Origin of the sequence: Nocardia sp. NBC_00511 (assembly GCF_045161165.1) — a bacterium.
Lineage (GTDB): Bacteria > Actinomycetota > Actinomycetes > Mycobacteriales > Mycobacteriaceae > Nocardia.
The window spans coordinates 6,122,702-6,136,535 of sequence record NZ_CP107849.1 but is presented as its reverse complement, the minus strand read 5'-3'; the positions used below and the strand labels follow the sequence as shown (position 1 = coordinate 6,136,535).

At 68.2% G+C, this 13,834-nt stretch carries 17 protein-coding genes; 8 read left to right on the top strand and 9 right to left on the bottom strand.

Annotated features, from left to right (window positions below; genetic code table 11):
- Positions 1-76: 76 nt before the first annotated feature.
- A complete protein-coding gene (locus OG300_RS28610; protein ID WP_405486218.1) occupies positions 77-1,018 on the bottom strand; it encodes an EamA family transporter in 942 nt (313 codons plus the stop codon).
- A 39-nt stretch (positions 1,019-1,057) separates the two neighbouring features.
- On the opposite strand from OG300_RS28610, the gene OG300_RS28605 reads away from it, so the two are divergent.
- From OG300_RS28605 to OG300_RS28595, 3 genes are all read left to right on the top strand, one after another.
- Positions 1,058-1,588, top strand: a complete 531-nt coding sequence (locus OG300_RS28605; RefSeq protein ID WP_405486216.1) for a CGNR zinc finger domain-containing protein — start codon at positions 1,058-1,060, stop codon at positions 1,586-1,588.
- Positions 1,589-1,723: 135 nt separating this feature from the next.
- The gene (gene mqo / locus OG300_RS28600; protein ID WP_405486214.1) at positions 1,724-3,229 is read left to right on the top strand and encodes a malate dehydrogenase (quinone); all 1,506 of its coding nucleotides are present in this window, start codon (positions 1,724-1,726) and stop codon (positions 3,227-3,229) included.
- 95 nt (positions 3,230-3,324) lie between these two features.
- On the top strand, positions 3,325-3,795 hold the full coding sequence (locus tag OG300_RS28595; RefSeq protein ID WP_405486212.1) for a PaaI family thioesterase: 471 nt from the start codon (positions 3,325-3,327) through the stop codon (positions 3,793-3,795).
- A 3-nt stretch (positions 3,796-3,798) separates the two neighbouring features.
- On the opposite strand, the gene OG300_RS28590 is transcribed toward OG300_RS28595, so the two are convergent.
- Positions 3,799-4,806, bottom strand: a complete 1,008-nt coding sequence (locus OG300_RS28590) for an aldo/keto reductase (RefSeq protein WP_405486210.1) — start codon at positions 4,804-4,806, stop codon at positions 3,799-3,801.
- A gap of 161 nt (positions 4,807-4,967) precedes the next feature.
- Here OG300_RS28590 and OG300_RS28585 point away from each other — a divergent pair, with 161 nt between their 5' ends.
- Positions 4,968-5,807, top strand: coding sequence for a helix-turn-helix transcriptional regulator (locus tag OG300_RS28585; RefSeq protein WP_405486208.1), 840 nt, complete (start codon positions 4,968-4,970; stop codon positions 5,805-5,807).
- 78 nt (positions 5,808-5,885) lie between these two features.
- Here the strand turns inward: OG300_RS28585 and OG300_RS28580 are convergent, their stop codons facing one another.
- The 4 genes from OG300_RS28580 to OG300_RS28565 form a co-directional block, all read right to left on the bottom strand.
- The gene (locus OG300_RS28580; RefSeq protein ID WP_405486206.1) at positions 5,886-6,872 is read right to left on the bottom strand and encodes a pirin family protein; all 987 of its coding nucleotides are present in this window, start codon (positions 6,870-6,872) and stop codon (positions 5,886-5,888) included.
- A gap of 18 nt (positions 6,873-6,890) precedes the next feature.
- Positions 6,891-7,211, bottom strand: a complete 321-nt coding sequence (locus tag OG300_RS28575; RefSeq protein WP_405486204.1) for a GNAT family N-acetyltransferase — start codon at positions 7,209-7,211, stop codon at positions 6,891-6,893.
- A 3-nt stretch (positions 7,212-7,214) separates the two neighbouring features.
- On the bottom strand, positions 7,215-7,697 hold the full coding sequence (locus OG300_RS28570; RefSeq protein ID WP_405486202.1) for a carboxymuconolactone decarboxylase family protein: 483 nt from the start codon (positions 7,695-7,697) through the stop codon (positions 7,215-7,217).
- A gap of 88 nt (positions 7,698-7,785) precedes the next feature.
- A complete protein-coding gene (locus OG300_RS28565; protein ID WP_405486200.1) occupies positions 7,786-8,565 on the bottom strand; it encodes an alpha/beta fold hydrolase in 780 nt (259 codons plus the stop codon).
- Positions 8,566-8,610: 45 nt separating this feature from the next.
- Between OG300_RS28565 and OG300_RS28560 the strand changes: the two genes are divergently transcribed.
- A complete protein-coding gene (locus OG300_RS28560) occupies positions 8,611-9,006 on the top strand; it encodes a MerR family transcriptional regulator (RefSeq protein WP_405486198.1) in 396 nt (131 codons plus the stop codon).
- Between the two features lie 79 nt (positions 9,007-9,085).
- On the top strand, positions 9,086-9,709 hold the full coding sequence (gene ribA, locus OG300_RS28555; RefSeq protein WP_405486196.1) for a GTP cyclohydrolase II: 624 nt from the start codon (positions 9,086-9,088) through the stop codon (positions 9,707-9,709).
- Positions 9,710-9,715: 6 nt separating this feature from the next.
- On the opposite strand, the gene OG300_RS28550 is transcribed toward ribA, so the two are convergent.
- Complete coding sequence (locus OG300_RS28550; RefSeq protein ID WP_405486194.1) at positions 9,716-10,198, bottom strand: MerR family transcriptional regulator; 483 nt, start codon at positions 10,196-10,198, stop codon at positions 9,716-9,718.
- A gap of 136 nt (positions 10,199-10,334) precedes the next feature.
- Between OG300_RS28550 and OG300_RS28545 the strand changes: the two genes are divergently transcribed.
- Positions 10,335-10,538, top strand: coding sequence for a hypothetical protein (locus OG300_RS28545; protein WP_405486192.1), 204 nt, complete (start codon positions 10,335-10,337; stop codon positions 10,536-10,538).
- A 9-nt stretch (positions 10,539-10,547) separates the two neighbouring features.
- On the opposite strand, the gene OG300_RS28540 is transcribed toward OG300_RS28545, so the two are convergent.
- The gene (locus tag OG300_RS28540; RefSeq protein WP_405486190.1) at positions 10,548-11,039 is read right to left on the bottom strand and encodes a SixA phosphatase family protein; all 492 of its coding nucleotides are present in this window, start codon (positions 11,037-11,039) and stop codon (positions 10,548-10,550) included.
- A gap of 227 nt (positions 11,040-11,266) precedes the next feature.
- Between OG300_RS28540 and OG300_RS28535 the strand changes: the two genes are divergently transcribed.
- Positions 11,267-12,934 (top strand): FAD-dependent oxidoreductase, encoded by a 1,668-nt coding sequence (locus tag OG300_RS28535; RefSeq protein WP_405486188.1) that lies wholly within the window; start codon positions 11,267-11,269, stop codon positions 12,932-12,934.
- Positions 12,935-13,029: 95 nt separating this feature from the next.
- Here OG300_RS28535 and OG300_RS28530 read toward each other — a convergent pair whose 3' ends face one another.
- A complete protein-coding gene (locus OG300_RS28530; RefSeq protein WP_405486186.1) occupies positions 13,030-13,815 on the bottom strand; it encodes a hypothetical protein in 786 nt (261 codons plus the stop codon).
- Positions 13,816-13,834: the final 19 nt, after the last annotated feature.

Genomic DNA, 13,834 nt, shown 5'->3' with positions numbered 1-13,834 from the left:
CTCTCGAGTTGCGTTCAGGTTCCCCGACATTTGCCACAAGTTACCGTTATCAACTCGAGATGTGAAGGGGTATGGCCTATATGCGCAAAGGTTCGCCGAGCCGCACCACGATCACGCCCAGCAGAATCAGTGCGCCCCCGGCCAATTGGATCGGCGCGGGCGTCTGCCCGAGCAGCGCCCAGGAGAACAGGATCGCCGCCACCACCTCGCCGAGCGCGGCGAAGGACGCCAGCCGCGAGCCCAGCAGCCGGGTCGCCGCGATGCCGGAGACGTAGGAGATGGCCGCGGTGACCACGCCGAGCGCCAGCAGCGGCGTCCACCACGGCACCGTCATGCCCTGGAAGACCACGGGCGCGGTGGTGGCGTGCAGCGGCACCACGCCGATCAGCCCGGCCGCCAGGATGCCGAGCCCGCCGATCAGCAGTCCGGCGGTGGCCAGCACGGTGCCGGGCACGGCGTCCCCGGCGTGCGCGGAGAGGATGAAATAGGCGGCCGCGCCGACCATCGCGCCCAGGGCCCAGGCGATGCCGATCCAGCTGGTGGTGACCCCGGACCACAGGTCGAGCACCAGGATCAGCCCGGCCATGCCGATCGCCGCGCCCAGGACGGTGGCGCGTCCGGGCTGCTGACTGTGCCGCAGCCACAACCACACCACCACCGCGATCGGCGCGGTGTACTCGATGAGCAGGGCCACCCCGACCGCCATGTGCGCGACCGCGTTGAAGTAGGCGAGCTGGGCCGCCGCGACGGCGAGCAGGCCGTAGCCGAACAGCAGGGAGGCGTTGCGGCGCAGCAGGTTCCAGTTGCCGCGCAATTTCAGCAGGGCGGCGGGCAGCAGTACCGCCGCGCCGAGCAGGACGCGCACGATGACGACCGAGGCCGGGCTCCAGCCGGAGTCCATCAGCCCGCGCGCGAGCGGGCCGGACAGGCCGAAGGAGGCGGCGGACAGCACCGCGCACAGCAGTCCCGAGCGCAGCCGGGTCGCCACCGCCGCCCTGTCATCAGTCAAAGTCGCCATGGCTGATGACGCTACGGTTCGGGTGTGTAATATGTCAACGTGCTTTTCGCTGATGACACGGTGGCGTCCATGGCGGCCGCGGTCGAGCTGGTCAACTCGGCCGAGGATCCGGACACCCTCACCGAGATCGCCCAGCTGACCGAGTTTTTCGCGCGCCACGGCTACACCGGCGCGCACGCCCGCACCGCCGCTGAACTGGCCGCGGTCCGCGCCCAGCGCGCCCCGCTGCGGCGACTGCTCACCGCGGATCGCGACACCGCGGTCGAACTCGTCAACGAGATCCTGGCGCGCCACCGCGCCGTTCCGCGCCTGGTCCGCCACGACGACCTCGACTATCACATCCACGCCGTCGGGCCGGACGCTCCGCTCGACGTCCGCATCGCCGTCGAAACCGCCATGGCCATGACCGATCTGATCCGCGCCGACGAATTGAGTCGCCTGGCGATCTGCGCCGACGAGACCTGTGACGGCATCGTGCTGGATCTCTCGCGCAACCGCTCACGTCGCTACTGCTCCATCACCTGCGGTAATCGCAACGCCGTCGCCGCCTATCGGGCTCGCAACCGCTGACGGCCGAGGTTTGCAATACCGTCGCGCGGACAACTCCGGGTGCAGTTCCCAGTTTCGGGGGATAAGGTGGGCGCGCCGTTCGGCGAATGAATGAAGGAATGAACAGTTGGTCCCAGGGGTCGGTCGGTGATGGTGATGAAAACACAAGCGGCCCTGCGTCCATATGATGTCGTGCTGATCGGCGGCGGCATCATGAGCGCGACGCTGGCGATGCTGTTCAAGCATCTGGAGCCGACCTGGACGATCGCGGTCTACGAGCGGCTGCCCGAGGTCGGGCAGGAGGCGTCGGCGGCCTGGAACAATTCCGGCACCGGTCACGCCGGACTCTGTGAACCCAACTACAGCGTCGAAAATGCGGACGGCACACTGGATTTCACGCGGGCCGTGGAGATCAATGAGCAGTTCCAGCTCACCCGGCAGTTGTGGGCGTCGCTGGTGGAGGCCGGAATTCTCGGCAAGCCGGGCACTTTCGTCAATCCGGTTCCGCATCTGACCCTGGTGCACGGGCAGCGGGATGTGGATTTCCTGCGCCGCCGCCACGAAACCATGTCGGCGCACCCGCTTTTCGCGAATATGCGTTTCAGCGACGACCCGAAGGTGATCGGCGAATGGGCGCCATTGCTCACCGACGGCCGCGAATCGGCTGAACCCATCGCCGCGACCCGCGACATCACCGGCAGCGATGTGGATTTCGGTGAGCTCACCGGTCAGCTGTTCCATCACCTGCGCTGGCAGGACGTCGAGATCCATCGCAACTGCGAGGTGCGCGGCCTGCGCCGCAACAATGACGGCACCTGGCAGCTGCGAGTGGACTGGCGCACCGACAACGACCGCCTGACCCGCAAGGTCGATGCCCGCTTCGTGTTCGCCGGTGCGGGTGGCTGGGCGTTGAAGATCCTGCAGAAGGCGGGGGTCGCGGAGGCGCACGGCTACGGGCTGCTGCCGATCAGCGGCCGTTTCCTGCGCTGCGACAATCCCGAGGTGGTCGAGCGCCACGACGCCAAGGTGTACGGCAAGGCCCCGGCCGGTGCGCCGCCGATGTCCATGCCGCACTTGGACACTCGCATCGTGGACGGCAAGCGCGCGGTGCTGTTCGGCCCGTATCCGGGGATCAATCCGCGCTTCCTGAAGAAGGGGTCGCTGTTCGACGCGGCCACCTCGGTGCGCCGCGACAATGTGGCGCCGCTCTCGGCGATGCTCGGCGACAACACCGAACTGATCAAGCTGCTGCTCTCGCAGGTGACCATGACCCGCAAGAAGAAGCTGGCGGCGCTGCGGGAATTCGCGCCCGGCATCCGTCCCGAGGACTGGACCATGGTGTCGGCCGGACAGCGCGCGCAGATCGTGAAACCGGACGCCGAGCGCGGTGGCGTGCTGGAATTCGGGACGGAAGTCGTTGCCGCGCACGATGGTTCGATCGCGGCGGTGCTGGGTGCGTCGCCCGGCGCCTCGGTGGCGCCCGCGGTGCTGCTGCAGGTGCTCGACCAGTGTTTCCCGCGCTACAGCCGACTATGGGAACCGCGCCTGCGGGAGCTGATGCCGACGCTGGGGCAGAGCCTGTCCAATGACGCGCGGCTGGCCCGGCAGACCATGGCCCGCACCGCCGAGACGCTCGGATTGGCGGGTCGCGAGGTCGACTGACCTCGGGTGGCAGCAAGCTGTCGTGGACAAAGCGGCTACCGGACCGGTATGAAATTGGAACACGTTTCAATTTCTACCGGTTGTCAGGAGATGCGATGGACAGCGCCACCATGGGCGAAATGGTGATGGCGGGCTTCCAGAAGCTCGGCTTCATCCAGTTCTCCGGTATCGAAGGGGTCGAATACGCGTCCGGGCTCAACGTGGTCCGGATGGCCGGCGGCCCCGAGCACTACAACCACAACGGCGACGTGCACGCGGCCCTGCTGTTCGGGCTCGCCGAGACCGCCGCTATGGGCGCGTCCATCTCCGGCATCGTCGACCTGCTCGCCGACACCTTCATCGTCGCCCGCGACGGCCGCATCGAATACCTGGCCCGCGCCAAGGGCGAGGCCGGTCCGTTCAGCGCCACCGCCGAGCTGAGCCCGGCGACGATCGCCGAGACCCGCGCGAACATTCGCGCGCGCACCGAGATCGAACTCGAGGTCCCGGTGATCATCACCGACGACACCGGCAAAGAGGTCGCCCGCGCGGCCTTCACCGCCGTCATCCGGCCGCGCCGCCGATAGGACTCAGCGCTCGCTGTCGAGCATCGCCATCTGTGCGGGGGCGTAGCGGCCACCGGCGACCTGGTCGGCCGGAACCGCGGCCTCGATGGTGGCCAGCTCGGCGGCACTGAGTTGAATACCCACCGCCGCAACGGCTTCCGCCCAGCGCTCGGGACGGCGGGTGCCGATGATCGGGACGATGTCCTCGCCCCGCGACAGCGCCCACGCGATGGCCAGCTGCGCCACACTGACGTCGTGCTGTGCGGCGATGGTGCTCAGCGCGTCGACCAGGCGCAGATTGGCGTCCAGGTTCTCGCCCTGGAAGCGCGGGCTGTGCGCCCGGAAGTCGTTGGGCGCGAACTGATGTCCCGGCTGCAGCGCATTGCTGAGCAGGCCGCGCGACAGCACCCCGTACGCGGTGATCGCGACACCGAGTTCCCTTGCGGTGGGCAGGATCTCGGCCTCGATGCCGCGCGAGATCAGCGAGTACTCGATCTGCAGGTCCACGATCGGGTGCACGGCGGCGGCCCGGCGCAGCGTGTCCGCGCCGATCTCCGAGAGGCCGATGTGGCGGATGTAGCCCGCCGCCACCAGCTCCGCCAGCCCGCCGATGGTCTCCTCGATCGGCGTGTTCGGATCCAGCCGGGCCGGACGGTAGATGTCGATGTAGTCGGTGCCCAGCCGCTGCAGCGAGTACGCGAGGAAGTTCTTGGTGACCGCCGGACGGGTGTCGACGCCGCCGAAGCTGTTGTCCGGTCCGCGCAGCGCCCCGTACTTCACGCTGAGCACGACGTCCTCGCGCTTGCGCTCGGTCAGCGCCTGCCGGATCAGCGACTCGTTGTGGCCCATGCCGTAGAAGTCGCCGGTGTCGATCAGGTTCGCGCCGGAGTCGATGGCGGCGTGCACGGTCCGGATCGAGAGGGCGTCGTCGGTGTTGCCGTACATGCCGGACATCCCCATGGCTCCGAGGCCGATGCGGGAGACGGCGGGCCCGGTCTTGCCGAGCTGGACGGTGCTGAGGTTCGTGGTCATGTCCATAACTTTGCGCCCTGCCCCCGACCCTCGAAAGAGGATCGCGCATCCAGGGATCGGCGATCCCTGGCTCGGGCCTCGATCCACGGACCGGCGCCCCGCGCGCTGCCTGGGATCGGTGGTACCTGGATAGCGGGACCGGGACGGGGGACAGTGGTGGGGTGGACCGAACCGAGCTCGCCGACTTCCTGCGCCGCCGCCGCGAACAGCTGCAACCCGCGACCGTGGGATTGCCGCAGGGGGCGCGGCGACGCACTCCCGGCTTGCGGCGCGACGAGGTCGCGATGCTCGCGGGCATGTCGACCGACTACTACACGCGCCTGGAACAGGCCCGCGGCCCGCGACCCTCGGTGCAGGTGCTGGCCTCGTTGGCCCGGGCGCTGCGGCTGACCGACGGCGAACGCGACCACCTCTACCACCTGGCCGGGCAGCAGCCGCCCGCGCGCGGCGGCGACAGTCACGTCGGCCCCGGCATCCTGCACGTGCTCTCGAAACTCGACGACACCCCGGCCCTGGTCATCTCCGATCTCGGGGAGGTGCTGGTGCAGAACCGCATGCACATGCTGCTGTCGGGCGACTATTCGCAGCGTCGCGGTCTGGATCGCTGCATTCCGTGGCGCTGGTTCACCCAGCCGGAGTCGCGTGGCATCTTCCCGCGCGAGGACTGGAATGCCCTGAGCCACAAGCACGTCGCGGATCTGCGTGCCACCTCCGCGCGCCGGACCGGCGACGCCGACGTCACCGAACTGGTGGCCCGGCTGCGCGCGGAGAGCCCCGAATTCGAGCAGCTGTGGACCGAACACGAGGTCGGCACCGGCAGTGGGCACACCAAACGCATGGTGCATCCGGAAGTCGGTGTGCTGGAACTGATCTGCGAACCGCTGCTCACGCCGAGCGCCACCCGGCACGTGCTCATCTACTATCCCGCGCCCGGTAGCGACACCCAGGAGAAGCTGGATCTGTTGCGGGTCATCGGAACCCAGAACCTGTCGCACCGATAGCGTTCGGCGGGAAACGAATTCGGCCCCGAACCGAGTGGTTCGGGGCCGATCGTCTATTCGTGTGGCACGCCGCGGTCGCTATTGATGCGGCACGCCGCAGCGCCGCTTGCGAGGCTTCAAATGCAGCCCCGGCAGCGGCGGCGCGGGAATCCGCTGCTCCGGAGTATGCCCGGCGATATCGGCGAAGCGCGCGACATCGTGGCGCTCCCAATCGTTTCGGGCCTGCTCGATCTCCTCGTGGCTGCGGGCCACGAAGTTCCACCACATCACCAGATCCTCGCCGAACGGTTCCCCGCCCAGCAGCAGCAGGTGTGCGCCGGTGGTGTCGTGCAGCCGGATCGCGTCGCGGTCGCTGCCCAGGTAGAACAGGCTGCCCGGCTCGACGACGGTGTCGTCGACGCGCAGCGCGCCCGCGATGACCAGGACCGCGTGCTCGAACCCGGGGTCGAGCGGCAGGGACACGTCGCCGCCCGCCGCCACCTTCAGGTCCGCGCCCACGATCGGGGTGTAGGCGGCGGCCGGGGAGGTGACCCCGCCCAGCTCACCGATCAGCACGATGCCGTGCAGCTCCGCGATCGTGAATTCCGGTAGATCCCGGTGCTGCTCGAAATGCGGTGTGATATCCCGTGATTCCCCGGGCAGCGCCACCCACAATTGCAATCCGTGCCCGGAAAGGTGTCCGGGCACCCGGTATTCGGAATGCGCGATGCCGTGCCCGGAGGTCATGATGTTGAGCTGCCCCGGCCAGATCTCCACATCCGAACCCACACTGTCGCGGTGCCGGATGCGGCCGTCCAGCGGCCACGTCACCGTCTGCAATCCGATATGCGGATGCGGCTCGATATCGTGGCCGTCGGGATTGGCTTCGGATCCGGAACCGAAATTGTCCAGGAAACACCACGCGCCGACGGTCGGCAGATCGCGTTGCGGGAGGGTCCGGAAAACGGTCACCCCGCGTACGCCGCCGAGCGGAACCTCGCGTGCCGGAAAGAATTCCGTGCGCGGGCCCGGTCGTCCCGAGGATTCGCAGCGCGACGCCTCCGGATGCGGCTCCAGGTCACTCATACCCGTTCCTCCCTGCGCTCACCGTTCTCGTTTGATGCCCTTGCCCACCACGTATTCGTCGAATTCCGGATGCTTGTCGAGCCAGCCCTTGATGAACGGGCAGCGGGCCACGATGGTGCGGCCGCGGGCGATGACGTCCTTGACGGCTTCCTGGGCGAGCAGGTTGGCGAGCCCCTTACCGCTGAATTCCTTGTCCACCTCGGTGTGAATGAAGGTGGTGTCGTTGTCGTCACGCTCGCGATACTCGCTGAACCCGGCGAGCGAGTTGCCGTACCACACCTCGTATCGGTGTTGCGCGTCGTTGCGAACGACGGCGGCCGCCACGGCCTGTTCGCTCATTGTTCAGTTCTCCTTCCGCACCCGCACCGGATGTCTGCTCAAAATCGATACCCGGTTGAATGCGCCGATCGTGGTCGCCGCCCAGATCAGTACCGATATCTGGTCATCCGACAAATGTTGCCGCGCAGCAGCATACTCACGCTGCATGCTTTCCTCATCCGGCAATGACGTAGTTGTTTCGGCCAGGATGAGGGCGCCCTGTTGTTGTGCTGTGAACAGGTATGGGCTGCGTCGCCAGGCGTCGAGCACGTCGAGTTGCTGCTGGGTGATCCCGGCTTCGTGCGCGGCCCGCGTGTGCAGGTCGAGGCAGAAGGGGCAGCCGGTCAACTGCGAGACGCGCACGTTCACCAGTTCCATGACGGCGCGGTCGAGATCGTGTGCGGCAGCGGCATTGCGGACCGCGAGCGCGACACCGTTGAGGGCGTGGAACGCCTCGGGCGTCTGTTTGTCGATCCAGATCCGGTCGGAGGCTACAGGCGACTGCATAGTGGCTGCATCGTAAGCCGTGAAGTCGAACTGTGCCCTCCGGTCTGAAAATTGACCGCCCGGTATTTATCGCCGGGCGGTCCGTCCGCTACCGCTGCCGGGCCAGGAACTCGCGCACCGCGGCATGCCAGAGCTCCGGCTGCTCCGCCATCACCACATGCCCGCCCGGCAGTTCCAGGTACTCCGCACCCGAGATGCCCGCGGCCTGACGGCGGGCATTGGCCGGGTCGCTGAGCAGGTCACCGGTCATGCCGATCACCAGCGTCGGCACTGCCACCCGGGCCAGATCCGCACGCACATCTGCGGTCTCCACCAGGGCCGCCTGCGCCGCCGTCCCACCCGGGATATCGGCGGCGATCTGCGCCAGCAGCGCCGGAAGCTGGTGCTCCGGAATCGAATTCACGAAGTCGGCACTGAACCCGGCCAGCAGCACGATGCGCGCGAACAACTCTCGATCCCCGGCCGCGAGGGCCCGCTGCCACAGCTCCACATTCAGCCGGGCGCGATTGTCGGCACGGGCGAACCCACCGGTGAGCACCAGGGCGCGCACCCGCTCCGGATGCCGCACCGCGGCGCGCACCGCCGCCGTGGTGCCGAGCGAGAAGGCCACCATCGTGAAGGTCTCGGCCCCGTGCGCGACCGCCGCCGCCACCAGCGAGTCGGCCAGGGCGTCCACCGTGAGCGGGGTGTCGTCGTCGGGGAAGTCGGAGCCGATCACCAGATGATCGGGGGCCAGCAGCGGAATCAGGCCGCCGAAATTGGCTTCGATACCGCCGCCGCCACCGTGGGCCAGCACGACGGCCGGGCCCGAACCGGTCACGGTGGTGCGGAGGGCGAGCGAAGCGGCGGGAGCGGAATTGTTCGTCATGACGGCGACGTTAGGGATTCACATGGATGAGAAGGTCCAGCCGATGTGTGGGAGGTCACAGTGCTGATCGGTGAACTGTCCAGGCTCAGCGGCGTGGCCCCGCGGCTCCTGCGCTACTACGAGGAGCAGGGACTGCTTGTCCCGCAGCGTGATTCGAACGGCTACCGCAGCTACGGAGCGCAGGCGCCCGACCGGGTCGCCCGCATCCGCGAACTCCTCGACGCCGGACTCCCGACCCGCGACATCCGCGAATTACTGCCCTGCGCAACCGAATCCGGCTTCCAGCACTGCGACCACTCGCGGAAGGTGGTGAGCGACGGCCTCGACCGGCTCGACGAGCGGATCGCCGAACTCGCGCACCGCCGTGACCTGTTGGCCCGCCAACGTGACGTGGTGCTGGCCGCCCCGTGGGAAGCGAATCCGGACGGCATCACCGCATAGGCCGCCCCGCTTGCCGGAATAAGGCTCCGGAAGGTGCTGTTCGAAGATCATGAAACGGTCCCTGGCATCAGGAGCAGGCATGAGCAGCACCATCGTCGGCGCGAGCGTGCGCACCCGCGTACGCATTCCGCTGACCTTCGCCGACGGCTATTCCACCACCGCCGAGGCGATCACCTTCGACGGCCTGGCCGACGGCCGCGAACACCTCGCCATGATCCTGGGCGATCCGGACCTCGGCGCCGTACCCCTGGTCCGGCTGCACTCGGAATGCCTCACCGGCGACGTCTTCGGCTCCGCCCGCTGCGACTGCGGACCCCAGTTGCGCGAGGCCGTGGAACGCATCACCGACACCGGCGGCATCCTGCTATACCTGCGCCAGGAGGGCCGCGACATCGGTCTCTACAACAAGCTCGACGCCTACGCGCTGCAGGACTCCGGCCTCGACACCTACCAGGCCAATACCGAACTCGGCTTCGACGAGGACGCCCGCGACTACACCGCCGCCGCCCAGATGCTCGTCGCGCTCGGCGTCGACCGGGTGGATCTGCTCACCAACAACCCGGACAAGGTGCGGCAGCTGACCGGGCTCGGCATCACGGTGCGCGACACCCTGCCGACCGGCGTGCACGCCACCCCGTCGAACCTCGGTTACCTGCGCGCCAAGGCCGAACACACCGGCCACACCATCCGCTTGGCGGGCTGAACCGGATCAGTCGCGCGAATCCGCCTCGGCGGCACGCTGTTTGATGACGGTGCGCCAGTCGGCGGCCGGATTGCCCTCGTAGTGCGCGATTTTGCAGTCCAGGACGGCGACCGTGGTCTGCAATTCCTCGATCTGGGCCAGGACTTCCTCGCGGGTGCGGCGGAACATGTCCAGGCGCTCGGGGAAGGTGTGCTCGCCCGCGCGGACCAGTTCGGCGTAGCGCACCATGTCGGCGACCGACATGCCGGTGCGCCGCAGTTTGCCGATCAGGTCCAGCCAGTCCAGGTCGCGGTCGCTGAAGCGGCGCTGCCCGGCGTGATCGCGGCCCACGTAGTTGAGCAGGCCGATCCGCTCGTACCAGCGCAGGGTGTCGCGGGTGAGCCCGCAGCGGTCGGAGACCTCGCCGATGGAGTAGCGCCGCCGCTCGTGGTCGGCGTGCTGTTCGACTGTCTGTCCCGTGGTCTGCGCCACCGGTGCTGCTGTGCCCATCGTCCGGCCTCCTCGTGCTCTGCCTCGACGGTACCGACTTGGAGCGCGCTCCAAGCAAGTTCCCCGCACGTGACCCCGGGGGTGCGAACCCGGTGACTGCGCTGAAATGCGCGGCCGTCGCGCCTACGCTGGGGTCATGGCAGGTAAAGACATAGATCGGACCCGGGCGCGTTCGGCGCTGGAAACGATCAGGGAACAGCCGGTGATCACCGCGATCGCGTTGGTGCCCGTTCTGGCGGTGCTGGGCGTGGTTTGGGCGGTCGCGGGTTTCTTCTGGGCACTGCTGCTGTTGCTGGTCGTCGGCGGCGTCGTGGTGTGGAAGGGCAAACTACTCGGCTGATCGGCCGACCTACCGAGGTACGTGGAAGCGCACCAGCGTGCCCGTGCCGGGGTCGGCGGCTGCCCAGGGCCGATCGAATTCGATGACCGCGAGTGCCGAGGTGGGGAACTTCGCGCTCAGTTGCTCCGCCGCGTCCGAGTCCCGATTGGCCGCCAATTCCCATGCCGTCCAGGGCATTCCGGGGGAGTGGCCGACCAGCAGCAGAGTTTCGACGCTGTCGTCGGCGAGCTGGATGAATTCGATCAGGGTGTGCGGGGAGGCGTCGTAGATGGCCTGCTCGTAGGACACCGGCGCGGTGATCCCGGTGGCCGCCAGGGTCTCCCGGGTGCGCGTCGCACTGGAACAGAGCACGGCGTCCACGGCGGGCTGCTGCTCGCGCAACCAGTCCCCGGCCAGCGCCGCCTCACGCTGCCCGCGCGGGGCCAGTGGACGGTCGTGGTCGGCCACGCCCTCGGGGTATCCGGATTTGCCGTGCCGCATCAGGATGAGAGTCCGCACCATAGGTATTACGGTAGGTGTCCCCGAGTGGGCTTCGGAGACCGGTCTCACAGCCGGAGACTGTGGAGCCGACGAGAGACAGTGCTCACACTCGAGGCACACTGAAAGGTGGCGTCACATCGCAGTGCCGACACCTGATGGAACGCCGCCTATATTAGAACGTGTTCTACCGCCTCGCTCGAACCCCGAGCGGAGGAGCACCACGCGACAGTTTCGAGGATCTGCGAGATATGGCCTATGTGATCACGCAGCGTTGTTGCAACGACGCCAGCTGCGTACCCGAGTGTCCGGTCGATTGCATTCGTCCCACCCCTGAGCAACGCGAATTCGCGACGACCGAACAGCTCTACATCGATCCGGATACCTGTATCGACTGTGGAGCCTGCGTCGACGCCTGCCCGGTGGACGCCATCTTCTCCGAGGACGACCTGCTCGCCTCGCTCGCGCGCTTCCGCGACATCAATGCCAGCTACTTCCAGCGGCATCCGCTGGAGTCCAACTTCGAGCCGCTGGTCGCCCCGACCCGCGCGCCCAAGGAGCTCGGCACGCTGCGGGTCGCCATCGTCGGTGCCGGCCCCGCCGCCTGCTACGCCGCCGAGGAACTGCTGCGCCGCGCCGATGTCGAGGTGGAACTCTTCGACCGGCTGCCCACGCCCTACGGCCTGGTGCGCGCCGGTGTGGCGCCCGACCACCCGGGCACCAAGGCGGTGGCGAGCCTGTTCGAGTCGGCGTTCCGGCGCGAGGCGCTGCAGTACCGGCTGAATGTCGAAGTCGGCAAGCATGTCTCGCACGAAGAACTGCTCGGCCACCACCACGCGGTCGTCTACGCCGTCGGTGCGGCCACCGACCGCCGCCTCGGTGTCGAGGGCGAGGACCTGCCCGGCAGCCACTCCGCCACCGAGTTCGTGGCCTGGTACAACGGGCACCCGGATTTCGCGGACCGCGAATTCGATCTGTCCGGTGAGCGCGCCGTCATCGTCGGCAACGGCAATGTCGCGCTCGACGTGGCCCGGGTGCTCACCGTGAACCCGGACGAACTGGCCAAGACCGATATCGCCGACCACGCCCTGGATGCGCTGCGCCGCAGCAACATCAAGGAGGTGGTGGTGCTGGGCCGTCGCGGACCGCTGCAGGCCGCCTACACCTCGTCGGAGTTCCTGGCGCTCGGGCACCTGAAGGACGTCGACATCATTGTCGACCAGTCCGATCTGGATCTGGACCCGGCTTCGCAAGCGCTGCTCGACGATCCGGACGTGGAGCCCTCGCTGCAGCTCAAGTACACCCTCGCGCAGGAGTACTCGAACGGCCCGCGCAACCCCGCGCACAAGCGCATCGTGTTCCGCTACCTGACCTCGCCCACCGCCATCACCGGCGACGGCAAGGTCGAGCAGCTGGACTACGTGCACAACGAGCTGGTCGAGCAGGACGGTCGCTCGGTGGCTCGTGCCTCCGACCGCACCGGCAGCCTCGAGACGGCGCTGGTGCTGCGCTCCATCGGCTACAAGGGCGAGCCGGTCGCGGACGTGCCGTTCGACGAGACCAACGGCGTCATCCCCAACGCCCGCGGCCGCGTCCTCAACGATGGTGAGCCGGTCCCCGGCGTCTACGTCTCCGGCTGGATCAAGCGTGGCCCGCGCGGCGTCATCGGCTCCAACCGGGTCGACTCGCAGGAAACCGTCGATCAGCTGATCGAGGACTTCACCACCGGCAAACTGACTGCCCCGCAGGGCAATCGCCAGGCGCTGGACGCGCTGCTGTCCGAGCGTCAGCCCGACCAGATCGGCCGCGACGGCTGGAAGGCCATCGACGCCGCCGAGAAGACCGCGGGCAAATCCGGCGGTCGCCCCCGCGTGAAGTTCACCAGCCTCGAGGACATGCTCAAGGCCGCCAAGGGGTAGGCCTGCCCTGCCGGATTCCTCGGAACGTGATGCGGCCCCACCCAATTGGGTGGGGCCGCATCACGTTCGTCTCGAGCTGCGCGCTGTTCGTCGGTTCAGTTCGCGCCGAGGTCGATGAGTAGCCCGTCCTTGGCGCAGATGGAGGGGACGGCCGGGTCGGGCTGGGCGTTGCAGGACCAGCCGTCGATGGTGGCCACGTCGGTGTCGCTGACGCGCTGGGCGTAGGCAGTGGCGACGTTGATGGCCTCGGTGCAGCCGACCGTTCCGGCGGGGGTGGCGACGGCGGTGACGGTGCGGGTGCCGCCGCCCGCGTCGGTCACGGTGCCGCAGTTGACGTTTCCGGCGGGGACGGTCGTGGTCGGCGGGGGCGTGGTGGGCGGGTTCGGGGCCGCACCGCCGCGCAGGCCGAGCAGGAAGCCGTCCTTGAAGCAGATGTGCGGAACCGCGGTGTCGGGCTGCGGTTCACAGGTCCAGCCGTCGACCTGAACGGCGTCACCGGTGCGGGTGGCGTTGACGTAATCGCTGGCGACGGTGATGGCTTCGGTGCAACCGGGGATACCGGCCTGGTTGGCGTACGCGACCACATCGGCGCTCTGGCCGTTGGCTCCGGTTACCGGTCCGCAATTGACGTCGGCGGGGACCACCGTGGTCGGGATCGGCGGGCGAGTGGGGTTGGGCGGCAACGGTTTCGGATTCGGTTTCGGATTCGGCACCGTCGTGCCGGACGCGCCCGGGGTGGTGGTGGTCGCCGCTGACGTGCTGGTCGCGGTGACGGAGGTCGAGGTGGTGCTCTTCGAGGAGTCCTTGGAATGGCTGCACGCGGTCAGCCCGACCACCAGCGCCGGGGTGGCGGCGAGTAGTGCGAGGTGTGCGAATCGCATGGCGACGATCTCCTGTTCT

What these genes read in the sequence shown, in the direction of transcription:
- OG300_RS28610 (WP_405486218.1), bottom strand. Translation starts at nt 1,018, where the DNA reads ATGGCGACTTTGACTGATGACAGGGCGGCGGTGGCGACCCGGCTGCGC.
- mqo (WP_405486214.1), top strand. Translation starts at nt 1,724, where the DNA reads ATGAAAACACAAGCGGCCCTGCGTCCATATGATGTCGTGCTGATCGGC.
- OG300_RS28595 (WP_405486212.1), top strand. Translation starts at nt 3,325, where the DNA reads ATGGACAGCGCCACCATGGGCGAAATGGTGATGGCGGGCTTCCAGAAG.
- OG300_RS28590 (WP_405486210.1), bottom strand. Translation starts at nt 4,806, where the DNA reads ATGACCACGAACCTCAGCACCGTCCAGCTCGGCAAGACCGGGCCCGCC.
- OG300_RS28580 (WP_405486206.1), bottom strand. Translation starts at nt 6,872, where the DNA reads ATGAGTGACCTGGAGCCGCATCCGGAGGCGTCGCGCTGCGAATCCTCG.
- OG300_RS28575 (WP_405486204.1), bottom strand. Translation starts at nt 7,211, where the DNA reads ATGAGCGAACAGGCCGTGGCGGCCGCCGTCGTTCGCAACGACGCGCAA.
- OG300_RS28570 (WP_405486202.1), bottom strand. Translation starts at nt 7,697, where the DNA reads ATGCAGTCGCCTGTAGCCTCCGACCGGATCTGGATCGACAAACAGACG.
- OG300_RS28565 (WP_405486200.1), bottom strand. Translation starts at nt 8,565, where the DNA reads ATGACGAACAATTCCGCTCCCGCCGCTTCGCTCGCCCTCCGCACCACC.
- ribA (WP_405486196.1), top strand. Translation starts at nt 9,086, where the DNA reads ATGAGCAGCACCATCGTCGGCGCGAGCGTGCGCACCCGCGTACGCATT.
- OG300_RS28550 (WP_405486194.1), bottom strand. Translation starts at nt 10,198, where the DNA reads ATGGGCACAGCAGCACCGGTGGCGCAGACCACGGGACAGACAGTCGAA.
- OG300_RS28545 (WP_405486192.1), top strand. Translation starts at nt 10,335, where the DNA reads ATGGCAGGTAAAGACATAGATCGGACCCGGGCGCGTTCGGCGCTGGAA.
- OG300_RS28540 (WP_405486190.1), bottom strand. Translation starts at nt 11,039, where the DNA reads ATGGTGCGGACTCTCATCCTGATGCGGCACGGCAAATCCGGATACCCC.
- OG300_RS28535 (WP_405486188.1), top strand. Translation starts at nt 11,267, where the DNA reads ATGGCCTATGTGATCACGCAGCGTTGTTGCAACGACGCCAGCTGCGTA.
- OG300_RS28530 (WP_405486186.1), bottom strand. Translation starts at nt 13,815, where the DNA reads ATGCGATTCGCACACCTCGCACTACTCGCCGCCACCCCGGCGCTGGTG.